This window comes from Micromonospora sp. NBC_01699, from assembly GCF_036250065.1.
Taxonomy (GTDB): Bacteria; Actinomycetota; Actinomycetes; order Mycobacteriales; family Micromonosporaceae; genus Micromonospora_G.
On the sequence record NZ_CP109199.1, the window covers coordinates 4,613,967 to 4,632,185 of the forward strand.

The following is an 18,219-nucleotide window of genomic DNA, read 5'->3' on the forward strand; positions in this document are numbered from 1 at the left end:
GCGAAGCCGGCGTCACCCCTTCCGCCGCCTGTCCAGCCCGGCTACCGGCCGAAAGGTGCGAGGCACGGCCATGAGCCGTTCTGTCGCTGATTTCCGGTGCCGTGACTTCTCCCAGCAACGCCATGGGCTCCGGGACCCGATCAAACCGGGATCGTCGCCGTCGACTTGTCGACCCGCGGATCCGGTCAACTCACCAGAGGAAGGAATACCAGGATGATGAATCAATCCGTTGCGGCGGACCAGCGCCCGACGCGGAGACGGCTCCGCTCCTCCCGGCTGTTGCTGGGCATCATGAGCCTGCTCCTCGTTACCGGCACCGCAGTTGTGGTGAGCACCTCGGCACAGGCGGCCACGACCCTGGGTGCGTCGGCGGCCGAGCGTGGCGGGCGATTCTTCGGCACCGCTGTCGCGGCGGGCAAGTTGAATGACTCGGCGTACACGACCATCCTGAACCGGGAGTTCAACCAGGTAACACCGGAAAATGAGATGAAAATCGACGCGACCGAGCCGAACCAGAACCAGTTCAGCTACGGCAACGCGGATCGGATCGTGCAGCACGCCCGCTCGCGCGGCATGCAGGTGCGCGGCCACACACTGGCCTGGCACAGCCAGCAACCCGGCTGGATGCAGGCCATGTCGGGTACGGCGCTGCGTAACGCGATGCTCAACCACGTCACGCAGGTCGCCACCCACTTCCGCGGTCAGGTCACCTGGTGGGATGTGGTCAACGAGGCGTTCGCCGATGGATCCAGCGGTGCCCGGCGTGACTCCAACCTCCAGCGCACGGGCAACGACTGGATCGAGGCCGCGTTCCGCGCCGCCCGGACGGCGGACCCGAACGCCAAGCTGTGCTACAACGACTACAACATCGACAATTGGACCGATGCGAAGACCCAGGCTGTCTACCGGATGGTCCAGGACTTCAAGAACCGTGGCGTGCCGATCGACTGCGTCGGTCTCCAGTCGCATTTCACGGGTGGCTCGAACTATCCGAGCAACTACCGAACGACGTTGTCCAGCTTCGCCGCGCTCGGGGTGGATGTGCAGATCACCGAGTTGGACATCCGTAACGCGCCGTCGGACGCGTACCGCAATGTGACCAACGACTGCCTGGCGGTGGCTCGTTGCACGGGCATCACCGTCTGGGGTATTCGGGATTCGGACTCGTGGCGGTCCGGTGAGAACCCGCTGCTGTTCAACGGTGGGGGCGGCAAGAAGGCGGCGTACGACGCGGTGCTCGCCGCGCTGAACAGCGGCGCCCCCAACCCCACCACCCCGCCGCCGACCACCACCCCGACCACGCCGCCGCCCGGTGGTGGTAGCTGCACGGCGTCGGTCACGCCGGGCACGGTCTGGGGCGACCGGTACAACAGCTCGGTGACGGTCAGCGGGGCCAGCAACTGGTCCGTGGTCGTGGCAATCACCGCGCCGCAGCGGGTCTCCACCACCTGGAGCGGCAGCTTCAGCTGGGACAGCAGCGGCAGTGTGATGACGGTACGTTCCAACGGCAGCGGCAACACGTTCGGCTTCACCACGATGATGAACGGCAACACCGGCGCCCGACCCCGGATCACGTCCTGCACGTCGGTCCAGTCGATCAGCTCACCTCGATGAACAACGGCAGCGCCGACGACCGCCCCGGGACCGGGTCCCGTACGTCGGTCCGGCCGACCGGTCCGCAGCCCGCCACGCCACCGCCCACCGGCAGCCTCCCGGCCAGTTTCCGCTGGAACTCCTCCGGCGCCCTGATCGGCCCCAAAACGGATTCCCGCAACCTCGCCGGAATCAAGGACCCGTCCGTCGTCTACTACAACGGGCGTTACCACGTCTTCGCCAGCATGGCCAGTTCAGCCGGCTACAGCCTCGTCTACCTCAACTTCACCGAGTGGCCCCGGGCCGGCACAGCCACCCACCACTACCTCGACCAGGCACCACTCGGCGCCGGCTACCGCGCCGCACCACAGGTGTTCTACTTTGCCCCACAACAACTGTGGTACCTCGTCTACCAGACCGGGAACGCCTCTTATTCCACCAACCCAGACATCGGCAACCCCGGCGGCTGGACCGCACCACGGCACTTCTACAGTGGCATGCCCGAGATCATCCGGCAGAACATCGGCAACGGCTACTGGGTCGACATGTGGGTCATCTGCGACACGACCACCTGCCACCTGTTCTCCTCCGACGACAACGGCCACCTGTACCGGTCCCAGACCTCGCTGACGAGCTTTCCCAACGGGTTCGACCAGCCGGTCATCGCGATGCAGGACGCCGACCGCAACCGGCTGTTCGAAGCGGCCAACGTCTACCGGGTCGGCGACCAGTACCTCCTACTGGTGGAAGCGATCGGCGGCGACGGCCGGCGCTGGTTCCGATCCTGGACCTCTGACAACCTCGCCGGCCCGTGGCGGACGGTCGCCGACAGCGAAGCGAACCCGTTCGCCCGCTCCAACAACGTGGCCTTCACCGGCACCGCCTGGACCAGCGACATCAGCCACGGTGAACTGGTCCGTGACGGTTACGACCAGAACCTCACCGTCGACCCCGGCAACCTGCAATACCTCTATCAGGGCAAGAGTCCCGGCGCCGACGGCAACTACAACAGCCTGCCCTGGCGGCTGGGCCTCCTCACCCAGACCGACACCACCTGCTGAAGCCATCCACAAACCACTATCCCGGCGGCTCGGAACCACCCGAGCCGCCGGTAGTGGGTCGACGGCTCCGGTCACTCGTAGCGCTCGCGGCGCCAGTCGGTTTCCCGTTCCTCGTGTGCGGTCCGCTCTTGGCGGTCTGCCTCGCGCAGGGCGCGGCGGGCACCGGAGAAGACGAGCACCTCGACGATGACCAGGGTGATGCAGACGATGGCGAGGAGGGCCATCGCGGCGAGCGCGGGCAGGTGTACGGCCAGCGGGATCAGCGCGATGAGCAGCACGATGGTGGCGACCCGGCTCCAGGCGACGGTGCCCAGGATGCTCAGCTGGAAGAAGAGATGACCGAGGAAGAACAGGGCCACTCCGCTGTAGATCAGCGGCACTCCGGGCCCGGGTTGCGGTGCACCGACGTCGATATGACGGACGCCCAGGTGTGCCAGCAGCTCCTCGGCGCCGAGGGCGAGCAGGATGAGCGCTGTGATCATGGGTAGGTGCAGGTAGATGTAGGCGTCTCGGGCCAGTCGGACGCGCTGGGGGCCGTGGGTGGCGTGCATGGTCTGCTGGGCGGCGGTGCCGATGATGTCGAAGTACGCCCACCAGAGGGTGGCGGTGAGACTGATTCCCAGGGCCGCCGCGACGAGCGCGGGCCAGGTCACCGGTCGACCGATCAGGTCGCTGCCGACGCCGACCGAGATGATCGTCTCGCCGAGCGCGATGATGATGATCAGCTCGAACCGCTCGACCCAGTGGCCGGCGGAGGCGACGGTCCAGCCCGAGACGCCGATGAACGGACCCACGCCGTACTCGACTGCCACGGCCAGGGCGAACAGGATGGTCGCGATGGTGACGTGGTTGAGGCCGAACAGCTCCCGGGGGACCAGGCTGGCGGCGACCAGCAGGGCGGTCGCCACCAGCATCGGAATCGCGAAACGATGGAGTTGGCGCCGCATGCCCGGGTCATCGTGCGCGGCGAGCCAGTAGAGCATCAGGTGCAGTCCTCGGATCACGAGGTAACAACCGGCGAAGATCAACGAGCCGTTCACCCCACCGGGCGCGTCGGCGAACGCCTCGGGAATGCTCAGGGCGATGGCGAGGGTGGCCGCCATGACAACGAAGATCACCACGGGCGCGACGCCCTCACTGAGCCGGACCCGGTTGGCGCAGATCATGTGGGAACACCAGCACCACCACAGCAACGCGAGCACCAGCAGGCCACGGATCAGGCCGTCGACGGACAGGTCGGACGACACCACTCGGGCAATGTTGAAAAACGCGAAGACAAAGACGAGGTCGAAGAAGACCTCCAGTCGCTCGACCCGGGCGCCCGGTGCCACCTTGCGTAGATGTACCGCTTGTCGTCCAGGCATGTCCCGCGTCTTTCCTGTGATAGCGGATGAATCCGATCGATCCGACCCCTGCGGCGGTTCCGTTCCCCTCCACTCAGGTCGACAGAACCAACCCAAATTGGAATGAATATAGATCAGGCAACGCGCTGGGCAATTGCAACGTGCCGTAGTGACCCACCGGCGGCAGTGCCGATGGTGACACTGGTTCGTTGAGTGTGAGGATCACCAATGAGGGAGGATGCGATGCTCCTTCGCCGGCCCGGCCCGTTCGACAGTAAATCGGTGTCGAATGAGTGAAGCAGGCGACGCCGCGCTGCTTCGCGAGGAGAGCACCTCGCAGCGCGCGTCCTTCCTCGAACTCTTCCTCGACCTGGTCTTCGTCTTCGCGCTCACCCGGGTCTCGCAACGGCTGATCACCGATTTCACGTCGGAGCAGCGGATCCTGCTCCCGGAGGCCGGTCAGACCCTCCTGCTCTTCCTCGCTCTGTGGATCGTCTGGACGACGACGGTGTGGGCGACGAGCAGGCTGGACCCCGAGGCGCCGCAGGTCCAGGTAGTGGTGATCCTGACCCTCATCGGCAGCATGGTGATGGCCGTCGCGCTACCGGAGGGGTTCGGCGATCGGGCCCTGGTCTTCGCCGGTGCGTACGTCGCGACCCAGGTCGGCCGGTCGATGTACTTCCTCGTCGCGACCCACCGCCAAGGGGACAAGGCCGTGTCCCTACGGATCATCTTCTGGGCCGGGGTCAGCGGTGTGCCATGGATCGTGGGCGGACTACTCGCGGACGAACCACTCCGGGGCCTGCTCTGGACCGTCGCGGTGGTGCTGGACCTCAGTGCCCTGGCACTCGGTTGGCCGACACCCCGGCTCGGCCGGTCCTGGTTCGGCGGCGAACTCCTCTCCGCCGAGCATCTGGCCGAGCGGTACCAACAGTTCCTGATCATCGCCCTCGGTGAATCGATCTTCGTCCTCGGGCTCACCTTCAGCAGCAGCGACTTCACCGTCGACCAGGCCACCGCATTCGGGCTTGGCCTGCTGACCACCGTGCTGCTCTGGCGAATCTACTTCCACCGCGCCGGCCGGGTGCTGCCCCTGGCGATCACGAGCGCCCGGAACCCGGGACGCCTCGGCGTCGCCACGGCGTTCACCCACCTCACCATGATCGCCGGGATCGTCCTCACCGGCGTCGGCTACGAACTCTCCATCGCCCACCCGCTCGGACACGGAGATCCGGCCTGGCTCTTCGCCATCCTCGGCGGCCCCATCCTCTTCCTGACCGGACGGACACCCTTCGAGTTCCAGGTCTTCGGCCGGATCTCCCCGTCGCGGGTGGCCGGCATCCTCGTGCTGGCCGCCCCGATACCGGCGCTGCTGCACGCACCGCCACTCGCCGCCAGTGGCACCGCCGCCGGCGTACTGGTCGGAGTCGCCGTCCTGGACGCCCTGCGCTCACGCGGTCGGTCGCCGGAGTCACCGGCGCCGCCGATCTGACCAGGTCACGGGCCCGCGGGTGAGGCGCGCGGCCACCAGAGATGCCCTCCGCCGGCAGGCTCGCCGCGTGACGCCCGAACACGGCCGGCGCGGGCCGTAGTCTCACCGGCATGACGAACAAGCTGACGCACACCCTCGCCACACCCGGCGTCGACCTGGTCTACGACGTCCGTGGCCCGCTACCCCCGTCCGGTGGGCGCCCTCCGCTGCTCATGATCGGCCAGCCGATGACGGCGGGCGGCTTCGAAACGCTCGCCGCGTACTTCACGGACCGCACGGTCGTCACCTACGACCCGCGCGGCCTGGGCCGCAGCGTCCGAAAGGACGGCCGGTCCGACCACACGCCGCAGCAGCAGGCGGCCGACCTGCATCTGCTGATCGAGACGCTCGGCGCCGGTCCGGTCGAGGTGTTCGCCAGCAGCGGCGGTGCGGTGACCGCACTCGAACTGGTCGCGGCCCACCCCGGTGACGTCGTCACGCTGGTGGCACACGAGCCGCCGATCAACGCTGTGCTCCCCGACGCCACGGCCGCCGAACGCGCTCGGGCCGCCTTCCACGAGGCGTACCGGGCGAAGGGCACGGGTGCGGGCATGGCCGCGTTCATCGCCATGACGTCCTGGCAGGGCGAGTTCACCGACGCCTACTTCGCCCAGCCCGCGCCCGACCCGGCGATGTTCGGCATGTCGACCGACGACGACGGCACCCGCGGCGATCCACTGCTGTCGAAGGACTCGTGGGCGATCAGTGACTACCGTCCCGAGGCGGGGGTACTCACCGCCGCACCGACCCGGATCGTGATCGCGGTCGGCGAGGAGTCGGCGGGAACGTACACCGCGCGTACGGCCGCGGGCACGGCGGCGTTGCTCGGCCAGGAGGCCGTGGTGTTCCCGAGCCACCACGGCGGCTTCGTCGGTGGTGAGTTCGGTTATGCGGGCAAGCCCGAGGAGTTCTCGTTGCGGCTGCGCGACGTGCTGGACGCTCGCTGACCGTCGTGGGCAAGCGCGACCAAGGGTACGAGAAGAGCCCGGCCGGGCCCACCGGTAGTGCTCGGCGATCTCGTCGCTGGTGGTCACCCAGCTGTCGGGCTGCGCCGCGAGGTACCCCAACGCCTGGTCCAGGTACTTGGCCCGGAACGGCTGGCCGGTCACGAACGGGCGCATCAGCCCACCAGCACGATCCTCCCGCGGGCGTGACGGCTTTCGCTCAGTGCGTGCGCGGCGGCGGCCTCGGCGAGCGGGAACGCCGCCGCGACCGGCACCCGCAGCCGGCCCTGGCCGGCGAGCGTGACCGCGATCGCGAGGCCGTGCAACGCCAGCGGGTCGGCGGCGGCTCCCACCGCCGCACCCGTGTCGCCGGCCGGCGCTCCGTGCGACAGGTGTACGCCCCGGGCCGCCGCGGTGAAATCGGCGATGGTCACCACGCGCGCCGGATCACCGGCGATGGCGACGAGGTCCGGCAGCGCCCCTCCGGCGCAGTCGAACACCGCGTCCACCCCGGCCGGCGCCAGCGCACGGATCCGTTCGACGAGCCCCGTCCCGTACGTCGTCGGCTCCGCGCCGAGGGAGCGCAGGAAGTCGTGGTTGGGCTGGCTCGCCGTACCGATGACGGTGGCACCGCGGGCGACCGCGAGTTGGACGGCGACGGTGCCCACCCCACCGGCCGCGCCCTGCACGAGCACCGTCTGCCCGGCGTCGACCGCGAGCCGGTCGAGGACCCGGGTGGCCGTCTCGACGCTGCCCGCGGCGCCGCCCGCCTCCACCCAACTCCACCCGGGCGGTTTGGGCGCCCAGGCGGTCAGGACCGCGAAGTCGGCATTGGCACCGCGCGTGGCCGAACCGGTCATGCCGAACACCTCGTCACCGACGCCCGCTCCCGTCACGCCGTCACCGATCTCGTCCACCACGCCCGCGGCGTCGAACCCGGTCCGGAACGGAAACGCCGTGGGCACCACGTCACGCCACGCCCCGGAGCGGATCGACACCTCCCCGGGCGAGACGCCGGAGGCCCGTACGGCGATGCGGATCTCGCCCGGACCGGCGTGCGGCGCCTCCACCTCCGCGACATGCACAACCTCGGGTGGACCGTACCCGGTGAATTGGACTGCTCTCATTCACCGAGGGTAAGGGAACAGCCCGTCCGTTCGACCGAAGTGAGAGCGCTGCCGGCCCGGGTATTCCACAACCCGCCAATGGGCCCGTTCAGGTCATTGTCTCCCCACGGGTTGACCCAGCAGCCGCAGTGCGTTGGCCCCGGCGACCAGTCGGGTGGTCCAGCCCGGCCCGGGCCAGCGCCGTCTCGACCCGCTCCCGCGAGGTGTCGCGGACACCGATCGGCCAGTCACCGCCGACCAGCACGTGGTCGGCGCCGAGCAGGTCGGTCGCGAACCTGATCGCGGCCGGCGCGAATCCCATGGTGTCGAGGTAGACGTGTGCCCGGCGCGAGGACGGTGCCGCGGCGGTGATGACCTCTCCCTCGTCGGTCGCCGCCGCCAGGGACAGACCGGCCACCCCGAGCATCGGGAAGACCACGTGCAGCCCGGGTAGGTCGTCCAGTACCCCGTCGCTGAGCAGCGACAGCAGTGCCGCGGCGTTGATCGTGCCACGGGCCAACGACGTGCCGAACCTGCCCAGGCCGGTGAATGCCTCGGTCAGCAGGTCGGGACTGATCGGGTGTGCGAAGACCGGAACGCCGAGTGCGGCCGCGACGGTCAGGGTCGGCCGGGCGGCCGCCGCGCTGAGCAGTTGTCCCTCCGTGGCACAGTCGACGACCAGTCCGGACAGCCCCAGTTCCCGGACCGCGCGTACCGCCTCCTCGGCGGCGGCCTCGCCGCCGAACGCGTCGATAGTGGCCAGGCCACGGATCCGGTCCGGCGCCGCCGACACCGCCTCGGCGAGGTGGTCGTTGATCCGCCGCAGGTCGGCCGGGCTGGTGCGCTCGCCGTGCGGGGTCACCAGCGCGGGCGGCGCGCTGAGTACCCGCAGGTCGATGCCCTGCCGGCCGGAGTCGGCGAGCAAGTCGTCCGGGTCGGCGATCCGGCGGGCCAGCTCGTCCCAGCGGCCCGCCAGCGACCGTGCCGTGTTGCGCGGTGGTAGTGCCGGGTAGGCCGGACAGGCGTAGTGGGTGTGGAAGTCGGCGATGTACAACCGCCCGGTGCCGTCCGCACCCATCAGACCTCGATGAACGTGTACGTGAAGCCGCGTTCGGCCCGGTGCACGTACCCGGCGGCTGGAAACGGGAAGTGGGTCGGCACCAGCAGGTCACCGGAGTCGGCGGCCCGCTCCAGCAGGAGGCGACGCTGGTCGGCCGAGTCGTCCGGCAGGACGCAGTAGCGGATGCTCCACTCCGGTCGCTCCAGTTGGACGCCGTGGTGCAGCATGTCCCCGGCGAACAGGGCCCGCTGCCCGGCCGACTCGACCACCAGGTAGACGTTGCCGGGAGTGTGGCCGAACGCCGGCACAGGTGGATCTCCGGGGTCAGCACGTGGTCGGCAGGGATCAGGTCGAGTACGCCGGCATCGCGCAGCGGCCGGATGCTGTCGGCGATGTAGTCCCCGGTACGTTGCAGCGCGACGGCGCCTCTACACCAGGCAGCCGTTCACCCACGACGGGCGGTTCCTGCTCAACCAGGAGGGTGGTGCTGCCGGCGCCGGTGATGATCCCGGTACTGCTGGTCGCGGTCGGCATCGGCGACTCGAATCGGTGATTGCCGATGTGTTAGTCGACTGTTATCGGCGGAATCATTTCCGGCGCAACGTTCGTCACAGCTGCTTCGTGAACTGTACGGACAATGACGAGGTCGGCATCGTCATCCAGGCGGTATCCGACCCCGTGCACGGTTGCCAGCAGCGGCACTTCCTCGCCCAATTTCTCGCGCAGTCGGCGTACGTGCACGTCGACCGTGCGCTCACCGATATAGGCGTTGCCCCAGACGGCACCGAGTAGCTGTGACCGCCTGAAGACCCGGACGGGATGCTCGGCGAAGAAGAGGAGCAAATCGAACTCCAGCCGGGTCAGGGCGATCTTCGCCGCGCCACGGAACACGGCGCGCACCTCCGGATGGATGTGGACCGTGGACACCGGGACAGCCGGCAGGAGCAGCCGCCGGAGCGCTTCCACCAGTTCGAGCGTCCGGGAGTCCCGGTTTTCCTCCGCGAGATCGAGTCTGACCGCGACCCGGGCGAGCCGTCGGTGCGCGGTGACGGTCGGGGTCGAAAGCGGTGCGAGGGCGGCGATGGACATGTTTCCTCCTGAGCATGGCGGGTCGTCGGGTGTTGGCGATCCACGGCGGAGACCGTGGCCGTCCGACCGGTCGGGTCGTACGGGCACGCGCGCCCTCCCGAGCCGACGGTCGACCGTTGCGCCGGCCGAACGGCGGCGCTGGTTTCGGCGCGGTTCGCGGCGGCGCGGTGGGGAATGGTCAGCGCGGGTGGATCGATCCGTGGGGCAGCGTGGTTGTACCGGGCGTCAGAAGGGACACCGGGCGCTGGCGTAGCGGACCAGATCGACCACCAGACAGGCGATGAGAGTTCGAGCCTGCGCTTCCATGTCACAGATGCTTGTGGTTGCGGGCACGCTCTGTCAAGGCCCGACCGTCGGCGGCCGGGCGGCCGGCGACATCCCCCGACGGCACCATCGGGCGAAGTTGTTGTGAAAAACCTACGAGGTGGTTAATTCCTACTAACCACGTATGTGTTATAGGTCTCTCTTTGGTTTAGCCTCGTCGATGGATCGACCGCTCCACCCCGGCACCGACCACTGCACGATCTGGCTACTGAGCTGCCGATACATCGAAAGATCGACCGAGCGTGGCAGGTCACCGGGGTCTCGTCGCGACCCGTACACAGATGGGTCAAGTTCGATCCGGCACTCCCGACCGGACGGGAAAGCCCACACGATCGGCGCCGTCGATCGTCGATGACGTATCGACGGTGGAGCTAGCCGGCATCCCGCTTCACCACCCCGGAGAAGACCCACGTGTCCGTCGACATCCCGCTCGCCCCGTCTGCTCCCGCAACCCCCCGGACGGCCCGGCACCTCCTGCGTCGGCTGCTCGCCGATCGCTGGGCGGTGGTCGGCGGCGTGATCGTCCTCCTCTTCCTCGTGGTCGCGGTCGCGGCACCGTTGCTCTCCTCGATCGCCGGGCACGACCCCTACACCTACGACCTGACCGCGATCTCCGACTCCGGCGAGCCGCTCGGCTTCGGCGGCGGGATCAGCGCCGAGCACTGGTTCGGCGTCGAGCCGACCCACGCAGCCGGGGGACGCGCCGATGAAAGCCGTCCGGTACGTCGCACTGCGCCTGCTCGGCATGATCGGCACGCTACTGGTGGTCAGCGTGCTGACGTACGCGGTCTTCTATCTGCTTCCGGCGGACCCGGCCCAGCTGTCCTGCGGTCGACCCTGCACACCGCAACGGCTGGCCGAGGCAAGCGCGTTCATGGGGTATGACAAGCCCTGGACCCGGCAGTACCTCGACTTCCTCGGCGGCATCGTCGCCGGCCGCCACTTCGGCTCCGGGCTGGCCTCGGTCGACTGCGCCGCGCCCTGCTTCGGCTACTCCTTCCGGCTGAACCAGCCGGTCACCCAGTTGATCGTGGAGCGAGCACCGGTCACCTTCTCCATCGCCGGTGGCGCCGCGTTGCTCTGGCTGGTCATCGGCGTCGGCGCCGGGGTGCTCGCCGCCGTCCGACGCGGAACGGCGGTCGACCGGGCCGCGATGCTCCTGTCCACCGTCGGGGTCTCCGCACCGAGCTACCTGGTGGCGCTACTGGGCATCCTGCTGTTCGGCTTCACCCTCAACATGGCGCTGCTGCGGGCGGTGCCCAAACTCGCCGAACTGCGGCTGTGGGACCCGTCGACCACGTCGGCCGCCGGGGCACCCGAGCCGATCCCGGCACCACGGCGCACCCCGGCCGCGATCGTCGGGACGGTCCGGAACGGACAGCCGCCGGAGGACGCCGTCCCGCCACCGGCGGTGGTCCGGTTGCGGGATGTCGTCGTCGAGTATCCGGGACGTCGTGGTGGCGACCGGGTCCGCGCGGTGGACCGGGTGTCACTTCGAATCGAGCGCGGACAGGTGCTGGGCCTGGTCGGTGAGTCCGGGTCCGGCAAGTCGACCATCGGCCGGGTGCTGGCCGGTCTGGTCCCCGTGGTCGCCGGAACCGTCCTGGTTGGTGGCACCGACGTCGGCGAGGTCGCCCGCCGCCCGTGGCGTCATGCCCGGGTGCTGCGCCGGGTCCGGTCCGAGATGGGCGTCGTCTTCCAGGATCCGGCGTCCTCGCTGAGCCCGCGGCAGACCGTCGCGGACAGCGTCGCCGAACCGTTGGTGCTGCACCGCGACCTGGACGCGACGGCCCTGCGGCAGCGAGTGGACGAGCTCCTCGAAGCGGTCCAACTGGCACCGACACTGCGCGACCGCTACCCGTACGAGATGTCCGGCGGCCAGCGTCAACGGGTGGCGATCGCACGTGCCCTCGCCCTCGATCCGGCCTTGCTGATCGCGGACGAGCCCACCAGTGCCCTGGACGTCTCGGTGCAGGCTCGGATTCTGGAACTGTTCCGATCGTTGCAGGACCGCTTCGGCTTTGCCTGCCTGTTCATCAGCCACGACCTCGCCGTGGTGGAACAGCTCGCGCACCGGCTCGCCGTGATGCATCGAGGCCGAATCGTCGAACAGGGCCCGACGCCCGAGGTGCTGCGCGCACCCGCTCACCCCTACACCCGGCGACTACTCGCGGCAGCGCCGACCGCAGACCCGCAACAGCAGGCCGCGCGCCGGGCCGCCTGGCGACGGGAGACGTCGGGCAGCTCTGACAGGTCACGGTCGACGACCACAACTCGCTGACCCGTCTCGGATCGCACCGGACGAACCACGGTGTTCGTGGGCAGTTCTCGGGCAAGGCGGTCACCGGCGACGGCATTCGACGGCCGGTGACGCCCAGCCCAGCTTCGATTCTGCCCCGTCGGACAGCGTCACGAATCGGGCAGGTTGACCGGAACGGGCACCGGGACCTCTTTCGCTGTCCGGCATCACCGGAGCACGCTCGGTCCTGGCACCCGTGCGTGTCGCCCGTCGGCGGCATTCGGATGCCTTCCCGGCGGCCGAATCCCGGCGCCACCGGTGTCGTGGACAGGAGAGACGATGCGGACGACTTCCGGGTTCGGCGAGGTCGAGCCCACCCCGTTCGGGATCGATCTGGCCGGTGGCGCCCTACTGGCGCTCGGCGTGACCATTGTGAGCGCGGCGGCCCTGTCGCCGAACGAGGTGGCGGCCCGGCTCCTGCTTGTCGCGACCGCCGTCGCCGTCTACGCGATGTGGACCGCCGACCTCGCCGCGAGCCTCGCCACGGCGCTGCTGGCCTACCTGCTGTACGCCGGGTTCCTGATCAACCGGTTCGGGACCCTCACCTGGGACGGCACGAGCAGCGCCCAGCAGATGCTCGTGCTGGCGTTGGCGGGCGGGCTCGCCGGCCTCGGCCGTTGGCTGCGTACCGCCAGGGCGGCGCACGCACAGGCGGAGGAGTTCCGCAGGCTCCTCGCCGGCGATGACCCGCGCGACGGCGACGGGAACGGGGACACCCACCCCGGCACGAGCGGCGGTGGCGCCCGCTGACGGCCGCGTCCGCCGGTCGCTGCGGGCCGAGCCGAGTGTCATCCCGTACGCCGTCGGCTCAGAGCGCCGACGCGGCGCGCTGAGCCGCTTGGAGATCGCGCAGATCCCGCTGGGCCCGGAGAATTCCGTCCGACTCGTCAGCCGGCTCCCGGTCCGGCGCCGGGCCATCCGGCTCGGGAGAGGCGAACCGTACCCGCTCCCGGGCGATCCGCTCCCGCGTCGCCTGGGCGCTCGGTCCCATCGTCTCGCCGTAGCGGACCAGCATATCGTGCAGCAGGTCCAGGCACTTGAGTGCGATCGCCGCGCCGGCCCGGTCATCGAGCATCCGGCGTAGCCCGAGTTCGAGCAGGAGATGGTCGACGGCCTCGGTTTCGCGGCCGGCTCGCCAGGCCACCGTGCCGAGCCGGTGCAGCGCCTCGGCCTCGGCGGGGGCGTCGCCGATCCGGTGGGCGGCGGTGCGGGCGGCACCGTGGATGGTCGCGGCGTCGACGTGGTGGGCGCCCGAGTCGAGGTAGCGCCAGAGGATCGCGGAAAGGTCCGCCACGGGTGCCGGGTGATCGTGTCGGGCGGCGTACTCGACCAGGGCGACCAGGTTTGCCCGCTCGTCGTCCAGCCAGGTCCTGGCCGCTTGTTCGGTGGTGAGCGTCGGTAGTGGCCCGTCGTGGGCGGGCAGCGGTCGGGGCGGGTCGGCGGGGAACGCCGCCGTCGAGGCGAGTGACGCGGCCCGCCGGTAGTAGTCGAGCAGCCGGACGAACCGGGTCCGCTCGTCGTCACCGAGCAGCTCGGCCGCGTACGCCCGGAGCAGGTCGTGTAGTTCGAGGCGGTCGTCGTCGGCGCGTTGGAGCAGGTGGGTGCGGAGCAGAGTGTCCAGTGGGCGGTGCAGTGCGGTCAGGGTCAGCCCGGCGAGCGCGCTGAGCGAGTGCCGGTCGAAGTCCCGGCCCGGATGCAGGGCGAGCAGGCGGAACAGCCGTTTGGCCGGGGTGTCGAGCCGGCCGTAGGACCAGGAGAAGACGACGCGTACGTCGGTGCGGGCGTCGCCACCGGCGTGCAGCAGGTCGAGTCGGCGCCGCTCGTCGGCCAGGCTCTCGGCCACCTCGGCGAGGGTCGTGGCGGGACGCTCGACGGCGAACTCACCGGCGATCCGCAGGGCCAGCGGCAGCCGGGCGCAGCGCTCGGCGAGCACCACCGCGGCGTCGGGCTCGGCGTCGACCCGGCGGCCGACCAGCGCCGCCAGCAGGCGTACCGACTCGGCCAGCGGCAGCCGGTCGAGGTCCACCCGCCGTGCGCCCTGCCGGGCGGCCAGGCCGGGCAGTCGGTCGCGGCTGGTGACCAGCACGAAGCAGGAGGTCGTACCGGGCAGCAGGGGGCGGAGTTGTTCGACCGAGTTCGCGTTGTCCAGCAGCAGCAGGATCCGCCGGCCGGCGACGATCGAACGGAACCGGGCCGCCCGATCCTCCAGGGTGCCCCGCCGGTGCGGGTCGGCGCCGTCGAGCGCGTACAGAAAGCCTTCCAGGGCCTGCGCCGACGACACCTCGGTCTCGGCGTCGTAGCCGCGCAGGTCGACGTAGAGCTGCCCGTCCGGGAAAAGCTCCGCGACCCGATGGGCCCAGTGCACGGCGAGCGCCGTCTTGCCGACCCCGGCGGTGCCCGACACCACGGCCAGCGAGCCCGCCGATGCCGAGGTGCGCAGCAGTTCGTCGAGGGCGGCGAGCTCGCCGGCCCGGCCGGTGAAGGGGTACACATCGGCGGGGAGCTGCCGCAGCGGCCGTCGGGCCGTACCGCCGGCCGGGCCGCCGCCGGGCGCGGACGGCTCGGGCCGCGCGGCGCCCGCCCGCCGGATGCCGCCGCGCCCGGCGGCGAGGTCGTGCAACATCCGCCGGTACGCGCCGCGCCACTCGCCGAGGTCGACCTCGCGGTCGGCGTGCCGGGCGCAGACCCGAACGAAGTCCTCGACAAACTCCCAGGACGGTTTGGAGACCCCGGCGAGCTTGTCGCTGATGGTCGATCGGGGATACACCCGGCCGGCCTCGCGCAGCAGCTGCGTCAACAGTCGTACCGATGGCGCCCCGCAGTCTTCGCGGAACTGGCATAGCCGTTCGGCGAACGCCGACAGCGGTTTCTGGTCAGACACGCGCTCACGATAGGCATCGCGCGCCACCAACGGATCGAACGGTCCGCCGGGTACGCGGGCCGCTCAGTAGCTCACCTCCACCCCCATCTGCCGCCACGTCTGGCGGCCGACGAGCCCGTCCACGGTGATCCCCCGCATGCCCTGATACCAGCGCACGCCCGCCTCGGTCTTCGCCTCGAACACCCCGGTCGCCCGACCGCACCGCCGCTCCCCGACGAACCGCTGCACGAACTCCACGTCCGGCCCGCTCAGCGAGGCACGCAGGGTACGTGAGCCGGGTGCCCGGTTCGCCGGCGGCGCGGGAGCCGGCCGGGTCGCCGCACGCAGGGCCGCCACCGTACGCGGACCGACGACGCCGTCCACGGTGAGCCGACGCGCCCGCTGGAAGTCGCGTACCCAGGTCTCGGTCCTGGGTCCGTAGTCGCCGTCCACCGTGAGCTTCGCGCCGAGCCGGTCGGCGAGGGTCTGCAACTCGCGGACGTCGCCGCCCCGACTGCCCCGGCGCAGGATCCGGTCGCCCAGCTTCGGCACCGCCACGTCGACGATCCCCCAGGTACGGGTGCTCGCCTCCAGCGCCCGGTCGTGGCTGACGCTGACGTGCAGGTGCCGGTCGTGGGGGTTGCTGCCGGTGTACCGCGCCGCGTTGAAGTCGCGGGTCCGGCTCCAGATCGTCCGGTCGAAAATGACGTACTGGGTGGACGGGTGGGCGATGCACCTGCGGACCACCAGCATCGGGTCGATCCCGTCCCGGTCCACGTCCAGGGCGTTGACCGAACGGTTGTCGGTGTCCGGGTTGTGGTCGGACTGGGTGGCCTGGTGCGCGGGGTCACCGATCCAGCCGTCCGAGGCCCGGTCCCGGTGTGGCCAGCGCCGGTCGATCTCGTCCCGGAGCACCCCCAGCACCGGAGCCAGGTGGTACGCGGGAGCCAGCGCCGGCGGGGCCACGCCGGCGGGCGGTTCCTCCTCCTCGAAGAGGTCGTACTCGACCGGCTCCCCGATCCGGCTGCCCGGGTCGTCGTCCTCCGGAATCAACACCGATTCGGGTACGACCGTCATGCTCTCCATCACTCCTCCTCCTGCAACGGGAACTCGCCCGACTCCTGCGCCGGGATCTCGTCCGACTCCGGTCCCGTGTCGTCGCGGGGCGGGGCCGGCACCTCGGTCTCCAGCGGTTCGATGTCGGCGCGGACGGCGGTGACCTGCCACCAGAACGCGTGCGACGCGTCGGCGCCGTCCACGGTGCGGACCCGGAACTGCCCGGCGACCACCCGGGAGGCGGCGAGCGGCGACACCGGACCGTCGTCCTCGACGACCGGGGTGAGCTGGACGGTCCGCCCCTCCAGACGGGTCAGCGCCTCGAAGTACTCGGGCAGCTCGACCGTTGCGGCACCGCCGACCAGCCGTCCCTCGCCCCGGTAGTGGACGGCGTGCTCCGGCCCCTCCACCACCGCGTGCACGAGCTGACGTCGCGGTGCGGCCGGGTTGTCGAGCGGGTGGTCGATCACGAACGACTTCGTGGTGGCGGTGATGTGGCCACTCGGACCGTCCAGGACGATCCGGTGCGGCCCGCGGACCGGTCCGACGTAGACCGCGCCGGCCGCGTACAGGTCCCAGGTGGCGATGCCGCCGCCGCTGTCCGAGGGGATCCAACCCGGTGACATCTTCACGCCGAGGTTGCCGACGACTTCGAGGCTGTCGCCGACCCAGGCGCGCTTCGTCACCCGCAGCGAGCCGTCGTCCGCGCTCCCGTTTCCGACGGCGGCCACCTGCACGCCCTCGCCGCCGACCAGCGTGATCCGCTGTCCCCGCACGGTCACCCGGTTCGGCGCGTTGATCGACCGCTCCCCCGCACCGAAGTGGAGGTCGCCGTTGAGCCAGGTGGAGCCCTGCACGGCCAGGTCACCGCTGGATCCGGTCTCCCGGACCAGGACCAGCCCGCCGCTGCCCCGCAGCGCCACCTGCCCGTCGGCGTGCAGGTTGAGCCCGCCCCGCCCGGCGACCGTGTTCGCCCGCAGTTCCCGTACGGCGAGGTCGGCGTACGGCTTGCTGTGCAGCGGGTAGTCCGGCGACGGGCTCTCGTTCGACCGGTCGACCAGCTCGAAGCCCCGCCCGGCCCGGAAGGAGAGCTGCGCGTGCTGTACGCCCGGCCCGTGGAAGCCGAGCGCGGCGACCACCTGGTCCGGCTGCACCGGTACGCCCAGCAGGCTGCCCAGGTGCAGCATGCCCTGGCCGATCCGGAGTCGGTCCGTACCGGCCTGGGCGAACGCGATGACGTCCTCCGGGTCGTTAAGGTTGGCGATCCGCAGCACGGTGTTCTCACCGGAGGTGCCCGAGTAGCGGATGAACGCCTCGTCGCCGGTGAGCCCGGCCGGGAACTGGATGCCGGACTGCCGGTTGTCGCCGGTCGTCGGCACGATCGCGCCCGCCGGCACCCGGAGCCCGGCGGCCAGCCGGCCGGTGTCCCGTACGGTCACCGTTCCCTGCTGCCGGGTGACCTGGCCGAGCACGAGTTGGCGACCGGGGTCGGTCGGCGCGGCGGTGGTGATCTCGACCAGGCCCTGTTCGGTCCACCGGGTCTCGCCGGCCACCCCGCCCTCGGTACGGGTATCGGTCTGCGTCTGTAGGTAGCGCAGGACGACGTGGAACGTGCCGTCGCCGGGCAGGCTCATCCGGAGGTCCTCCGGCAACACGATGACCGAGCCGTCGACGTCGACCGCCACCCCCTCGCGTACCGTCACGTCGCTGCCGGTGGCGGCCAGGGCGAGTCCGCTGACCACGCCGACCGGCCGCAGCAGGCGGGCCGCGAGGTTCTGCCGGGACAGCAGGTAGTCGACCGCCTGGGTCAGGTCGGCGGCGCGCAGATACTGGTGGTCGTAGTACCGGGGCCGCGCCATCGGCAGCGGCAGGTTGTTCTTCCAGTTGATCGTCATTGCCTTCTCCGGGCGGATCGGGGATTCGGGGACGCGGCCGGGACGGCCGCCGTGGGGC

At 70.4% G+C, this 18,219-nt stretch carries 15 protein-coding genes and 1 pseudogene; 8 read left to right on the forward strand and 8 right to left on the reverse strand.

Annotated features, from left to right (window positions below):
- Positions 1 to 291: 291 nt before the first annotated feature.
- Complete coding sequence (locus OG792_RS19800) at positions 292 to 1,614, forward strand: endo-1,4-beta-xylanase (protein ID WP_329100980.1); 1,323 nt, start codon at positions 292 to 294, stop codon at positions 1,612 to 1,614.
- Positions 1,611 to 2,654 carry a non-reducing end alpha-L-arabinofuranosidase family hydrolase gene (locus OG792_RS19805; protein WP_329100982.1) on the forward strand — a complete coding sequence of 348 codons (1,044 nt, stop codon included), beginning with the start codon at positions 1,611 to 1,613 and terminating at the stop codon, positions 2,652 to 2,654. Before OG792_RS19800 ends, OG792_RS19805 begins: the two co-directional genes overlap by 4 nt.
- Positions 2,655 to 2,725: 71 nt before the next feature.
- Here the strand turns inward: OG792_RS19805 and OG792_RS19810 are convergent, their stop codons facing one another.
- Positions 2,726 to 4,018, reverse strand: coding sequence for a low temperature requirement protein A (locus OG792_RS19810; protein ID WP_329100983.1), 1,293 nt, complete (start codon positions 4,016 to 4,018; stop codon positions 2,726 to 2,728).
- Between the two features lie 268 nt (positions 4,019 to 4,286).
- Here OG792_RS19810 and OG792_RS19815 point away from each other — a divergent pair, with 268 nt between their 5' ends.
- Both OG792_RS19815 and OG792_RS19820 read left to right on the forward strand, forming a co-directional pair.
- On the forward strand, positions 4,287 to 5,489 hold the full coding sequence (locus tag OG792_RS19815) for a low temperature requirement protein A (RefSeq protein ID WP_329100985.1): 1,203 nt from the start codon (positions 4,287 to 4,289) through the stop codon (positions 5,487 to 5,489).
- Positions 5,490 to 5,599: 110 nt separating this feature from the next.
- Positions 5,600 to 6,475, forward strand: a complete 876-nt coding sequence (locus OG792_RS19820) for an alpha/beta fold hydrolase (RefSeq protein WP_329100987.1) — start codon at positions 5,600 to 5,602, stop codon at positions 6,473 to 6,475.
- Between the two features lie 173 nt (positions 6,476 to 6,648).
- On the opposite strand, the gene OG792_RS19825 is transcribed toward OG792_RS19820, so the two are convergent.
- The 3 genes from OG792_RS19825 to OG792_RS19835 form a co-directional block, all read right to left on the reverse strand.
- Positions 6,649 to 7,599: an NADP-dependent oxidoreductase gene (locus OG792_RS19825; RefSeq protein ID WP_329100989.1), complete on the reverse strand. Its 951-nt coding sequence runs from the start codon at positions 7,597 to 7,599 to the stop codon at positions 6,649 to 6,651.
- Positions 7,600 to 7,687: 88 nt separating this feature from the next.
- Entirely contained in the window at positions 7,688 to 8,656 is a 969-nt protein-coding gene (locus tag OG792_RS19830; protein WP_329100991.1) for an amidohydrolase family protein, read from the reverse strand.
- Positions 8,656 to 8,946, reverse strand: coding sequence for an MBL fold metallo-hydrolase (locus OG792_RS19835; RefSeq protein WP_329100993.1), 291 nt, complete (start codon positions 8,944 to 8,946; stop codon positions 8,656 to 8,658). The genes OG792_RS19830 and OG792_RS19835 overlap by 1 nt, the downstream gene beginning before the upstream one ends.
- Positions 8,947 to 8,969: 23 nt before the next feature.
- Between OG792_RS19835 and OG792_RS19840 the strand changes: the two genes are divergently transcribed.
- Positions 8,970 to 9,191: a hypothetical protein gene (locus tag OG792_RS19840; RefSeq protein ID WP_329100995.1), complete on the forward strand. Its 222-nt coding sequence runs from the start codon at positions 8,970 to 8,972 to the stop codon at positions 9,189 to 9,191.
- 11 nt (positions 9,192 to 9,202) lie between these two features.
- On the opposite strand, the gene OG792_RS19845 is transcribed toward OG792_RS19840, so the two are convergent.
- Positions 9,203 to 9,727, reverse strand: coding sequence for a winged helix-turn-helix domain-containing protein (locus OG792_RS19845; RefSeq protein ID WP_329100997.1), 525 nt, complete (start codon positions 9,725 to 9,727; stop codon positions 9,203 to 9,205).
- A 735-nt stretch (positions 9,728 to 10,462) separates the two neighbouring features.
- Here OG792_RS19845 and OG792_RS34745 point away from each other — a divergent pair.
- From OG792_RS34745 to OG792_RS19855, 3 genes and pseudogenes are all read left to right on the forward strand, one after another.
- A pseudogene (locus OG792_RS34745) lies at positions 10,463 to 10,645 on the forward strand (hypothetical protein); the annotation flags it as partial.
- 112 nt (positions 10,646 to 10,757) lie between these two features.
- Entirely contained in the window at positions 10,758 to 12,332 is a 1,575-nt protein-coding gene (locus OG792_RS19850; RefSeq protein WP_329100999.1) for an ATP-binding cassette domain-containing protein, read from the forward strand.
- Between the two features lie 297 nt (positions 12,333 to 12,629).
- Positions 12,630 to 13,100: a hypothetical protein gene (locus tag OG792_RS19855; protein ID WP_329101001.1), complete on the forward strand. Its 471-nt coding sequence runs from the start codon at positions 12,630 to 12,632 to the stop codon at positions 13,098 to 13,100.
- A gap of 58 nt (positions 13,101 to 13,158) precedes the next feature.
- Here the strand turns inward: OG792_RS19855 and OG792_RS19860 are convergent, their stop codons facing one another.
- From OG792_RS19860 to OG792_RS19870, 3 genes are all read right to left on the reverse strand, one after another.
- Positions 13,159 to 15,231: an ATP-binding protein gene (locus OG792_RS19860; protein ID WP_329101003.1), complete on the reverse strand. Its 2,073-nt coding sequence runs from the start codon at positions 15,229 to 15,231 to the stop codon at positions 13,159 to 13,161.
- A gap of 63 nt (positions 15,232 to 15,294) precedes the next feature.
- Entirely contained in the window at positions 15,295 to 16,296 is a 1,002-nt protein-coding gene (locus tag OG792_RS19865) for a peptidoglycan-binding domain-containing protein (RefSeq protein WP_329101005.1), read from the reverse strand.
- A complete protein-coding gene (locus OG792_RS19870; RefSeq protein WP_329101007.1) occupies positions 16,296 to 18,161 on the reverse strand; it encodes a hypothetical protein in 1,866 nt (621 codons plus the stop codon). The genes OG792_RS19865 and OG792_RS19870 overlap by 1 nt, the downstream gene beginning before the upstream one ends.
- Positions 18,162 to 18,219: the final 58 nt, after the last annotated feature.

What these genes read in the sequence shown, in the direction of transcription:
- OG792_RS19820 (WP_329100987.1), top strand. Translation starts at nt 5,600, where the DNA reads ATGACGAACAAGCTGACGCACACCCTCGCCACACCCGGCGTCGACCTG.
- OG792_RS19870 (WP_329101007.1), bottom strand. Translation starts at nt 18,161, where the DNA reads ATGACGATCAACTGGAAGAACAACCTGCCGCTGCCGATGGCGCGGCCC.
- OG792_RS19855 (WP_329101001.1), top strand. Translation starts at nt 12,630, where the DNA reads ATGCGGACGACTTCCGGGTTCGGCGAGGTCGAGCCCACCCCGTTCGGG.
- OG792_RS19865 (WP_329101005.1), bottom strand. Translation starts at nt 16,296, where the DNA reads ATGGAGAGCATGACGGTCGTACCCGAATCGGTGTTGATTCCGGAGGAC.
- OG792_RS19845 (WP_329100997.1), bottom strand. Translation starts at nt 9,727, where the DNA reads ATGTCCATCGCCGCCCTCGCACCGCTTTCGACCCCGACCGTCACCGCG.
- OG792_RS19800 (WP_329100980.1), top strand. Translation starts at nt 292, where the DNA reads ATGAGCCTGCTCCTCGTTACCGGCACCGCAGTTGTGGTGAGCACCTCG.
- OG792_RS19805 (WP_329100982.1), top strand. Translation starts at nt 1,611, where the DNA reads ATGAACAACGGCAGCGCCGACGACCGCCCCGGGACCGGGTCCCGTACG.
- OG792_RS19815 (WP_329100985.1), top strand. Translation starts at nt 4,287, where the DNA reads ATGAGTGAAGCAGGCGACGCCGCGCTGCTTCGCGAGGAGAGCACCTCG.
- OG792_RS19810 (WP_329100983.1), bottom strand. Translation starts at nt 4,018, where the DNA reads ATGCCTGGACGACAAGCGGTACATCTACGCAAGGTGGCACCGGGCGCC.
- OG792_RS19825 (WP_329100989.1), bottom strand. Translation starts at nt 7,599, where the DNA reads ATGAGAGCAGTCCAATTCACCGGGTACGGTCCACCCGAGGTTGTGCAT.
- OG792_RS19830 (WP_329100991.1), bottom strand. Translation starts at nt 8,656, where the DNA reads ATGGGTGCGGACGGCACCGGGCGGTTGTACATCGCCGACTTCCACACC.
- OG792_RS19850 (WP_329100999.1), top strand. Translation starts at nt 10,758, where the DNA reads ATGAAAGCCGTCCGGTACGTCGCACTGCGCCTGCTCGGCATGATCGGC.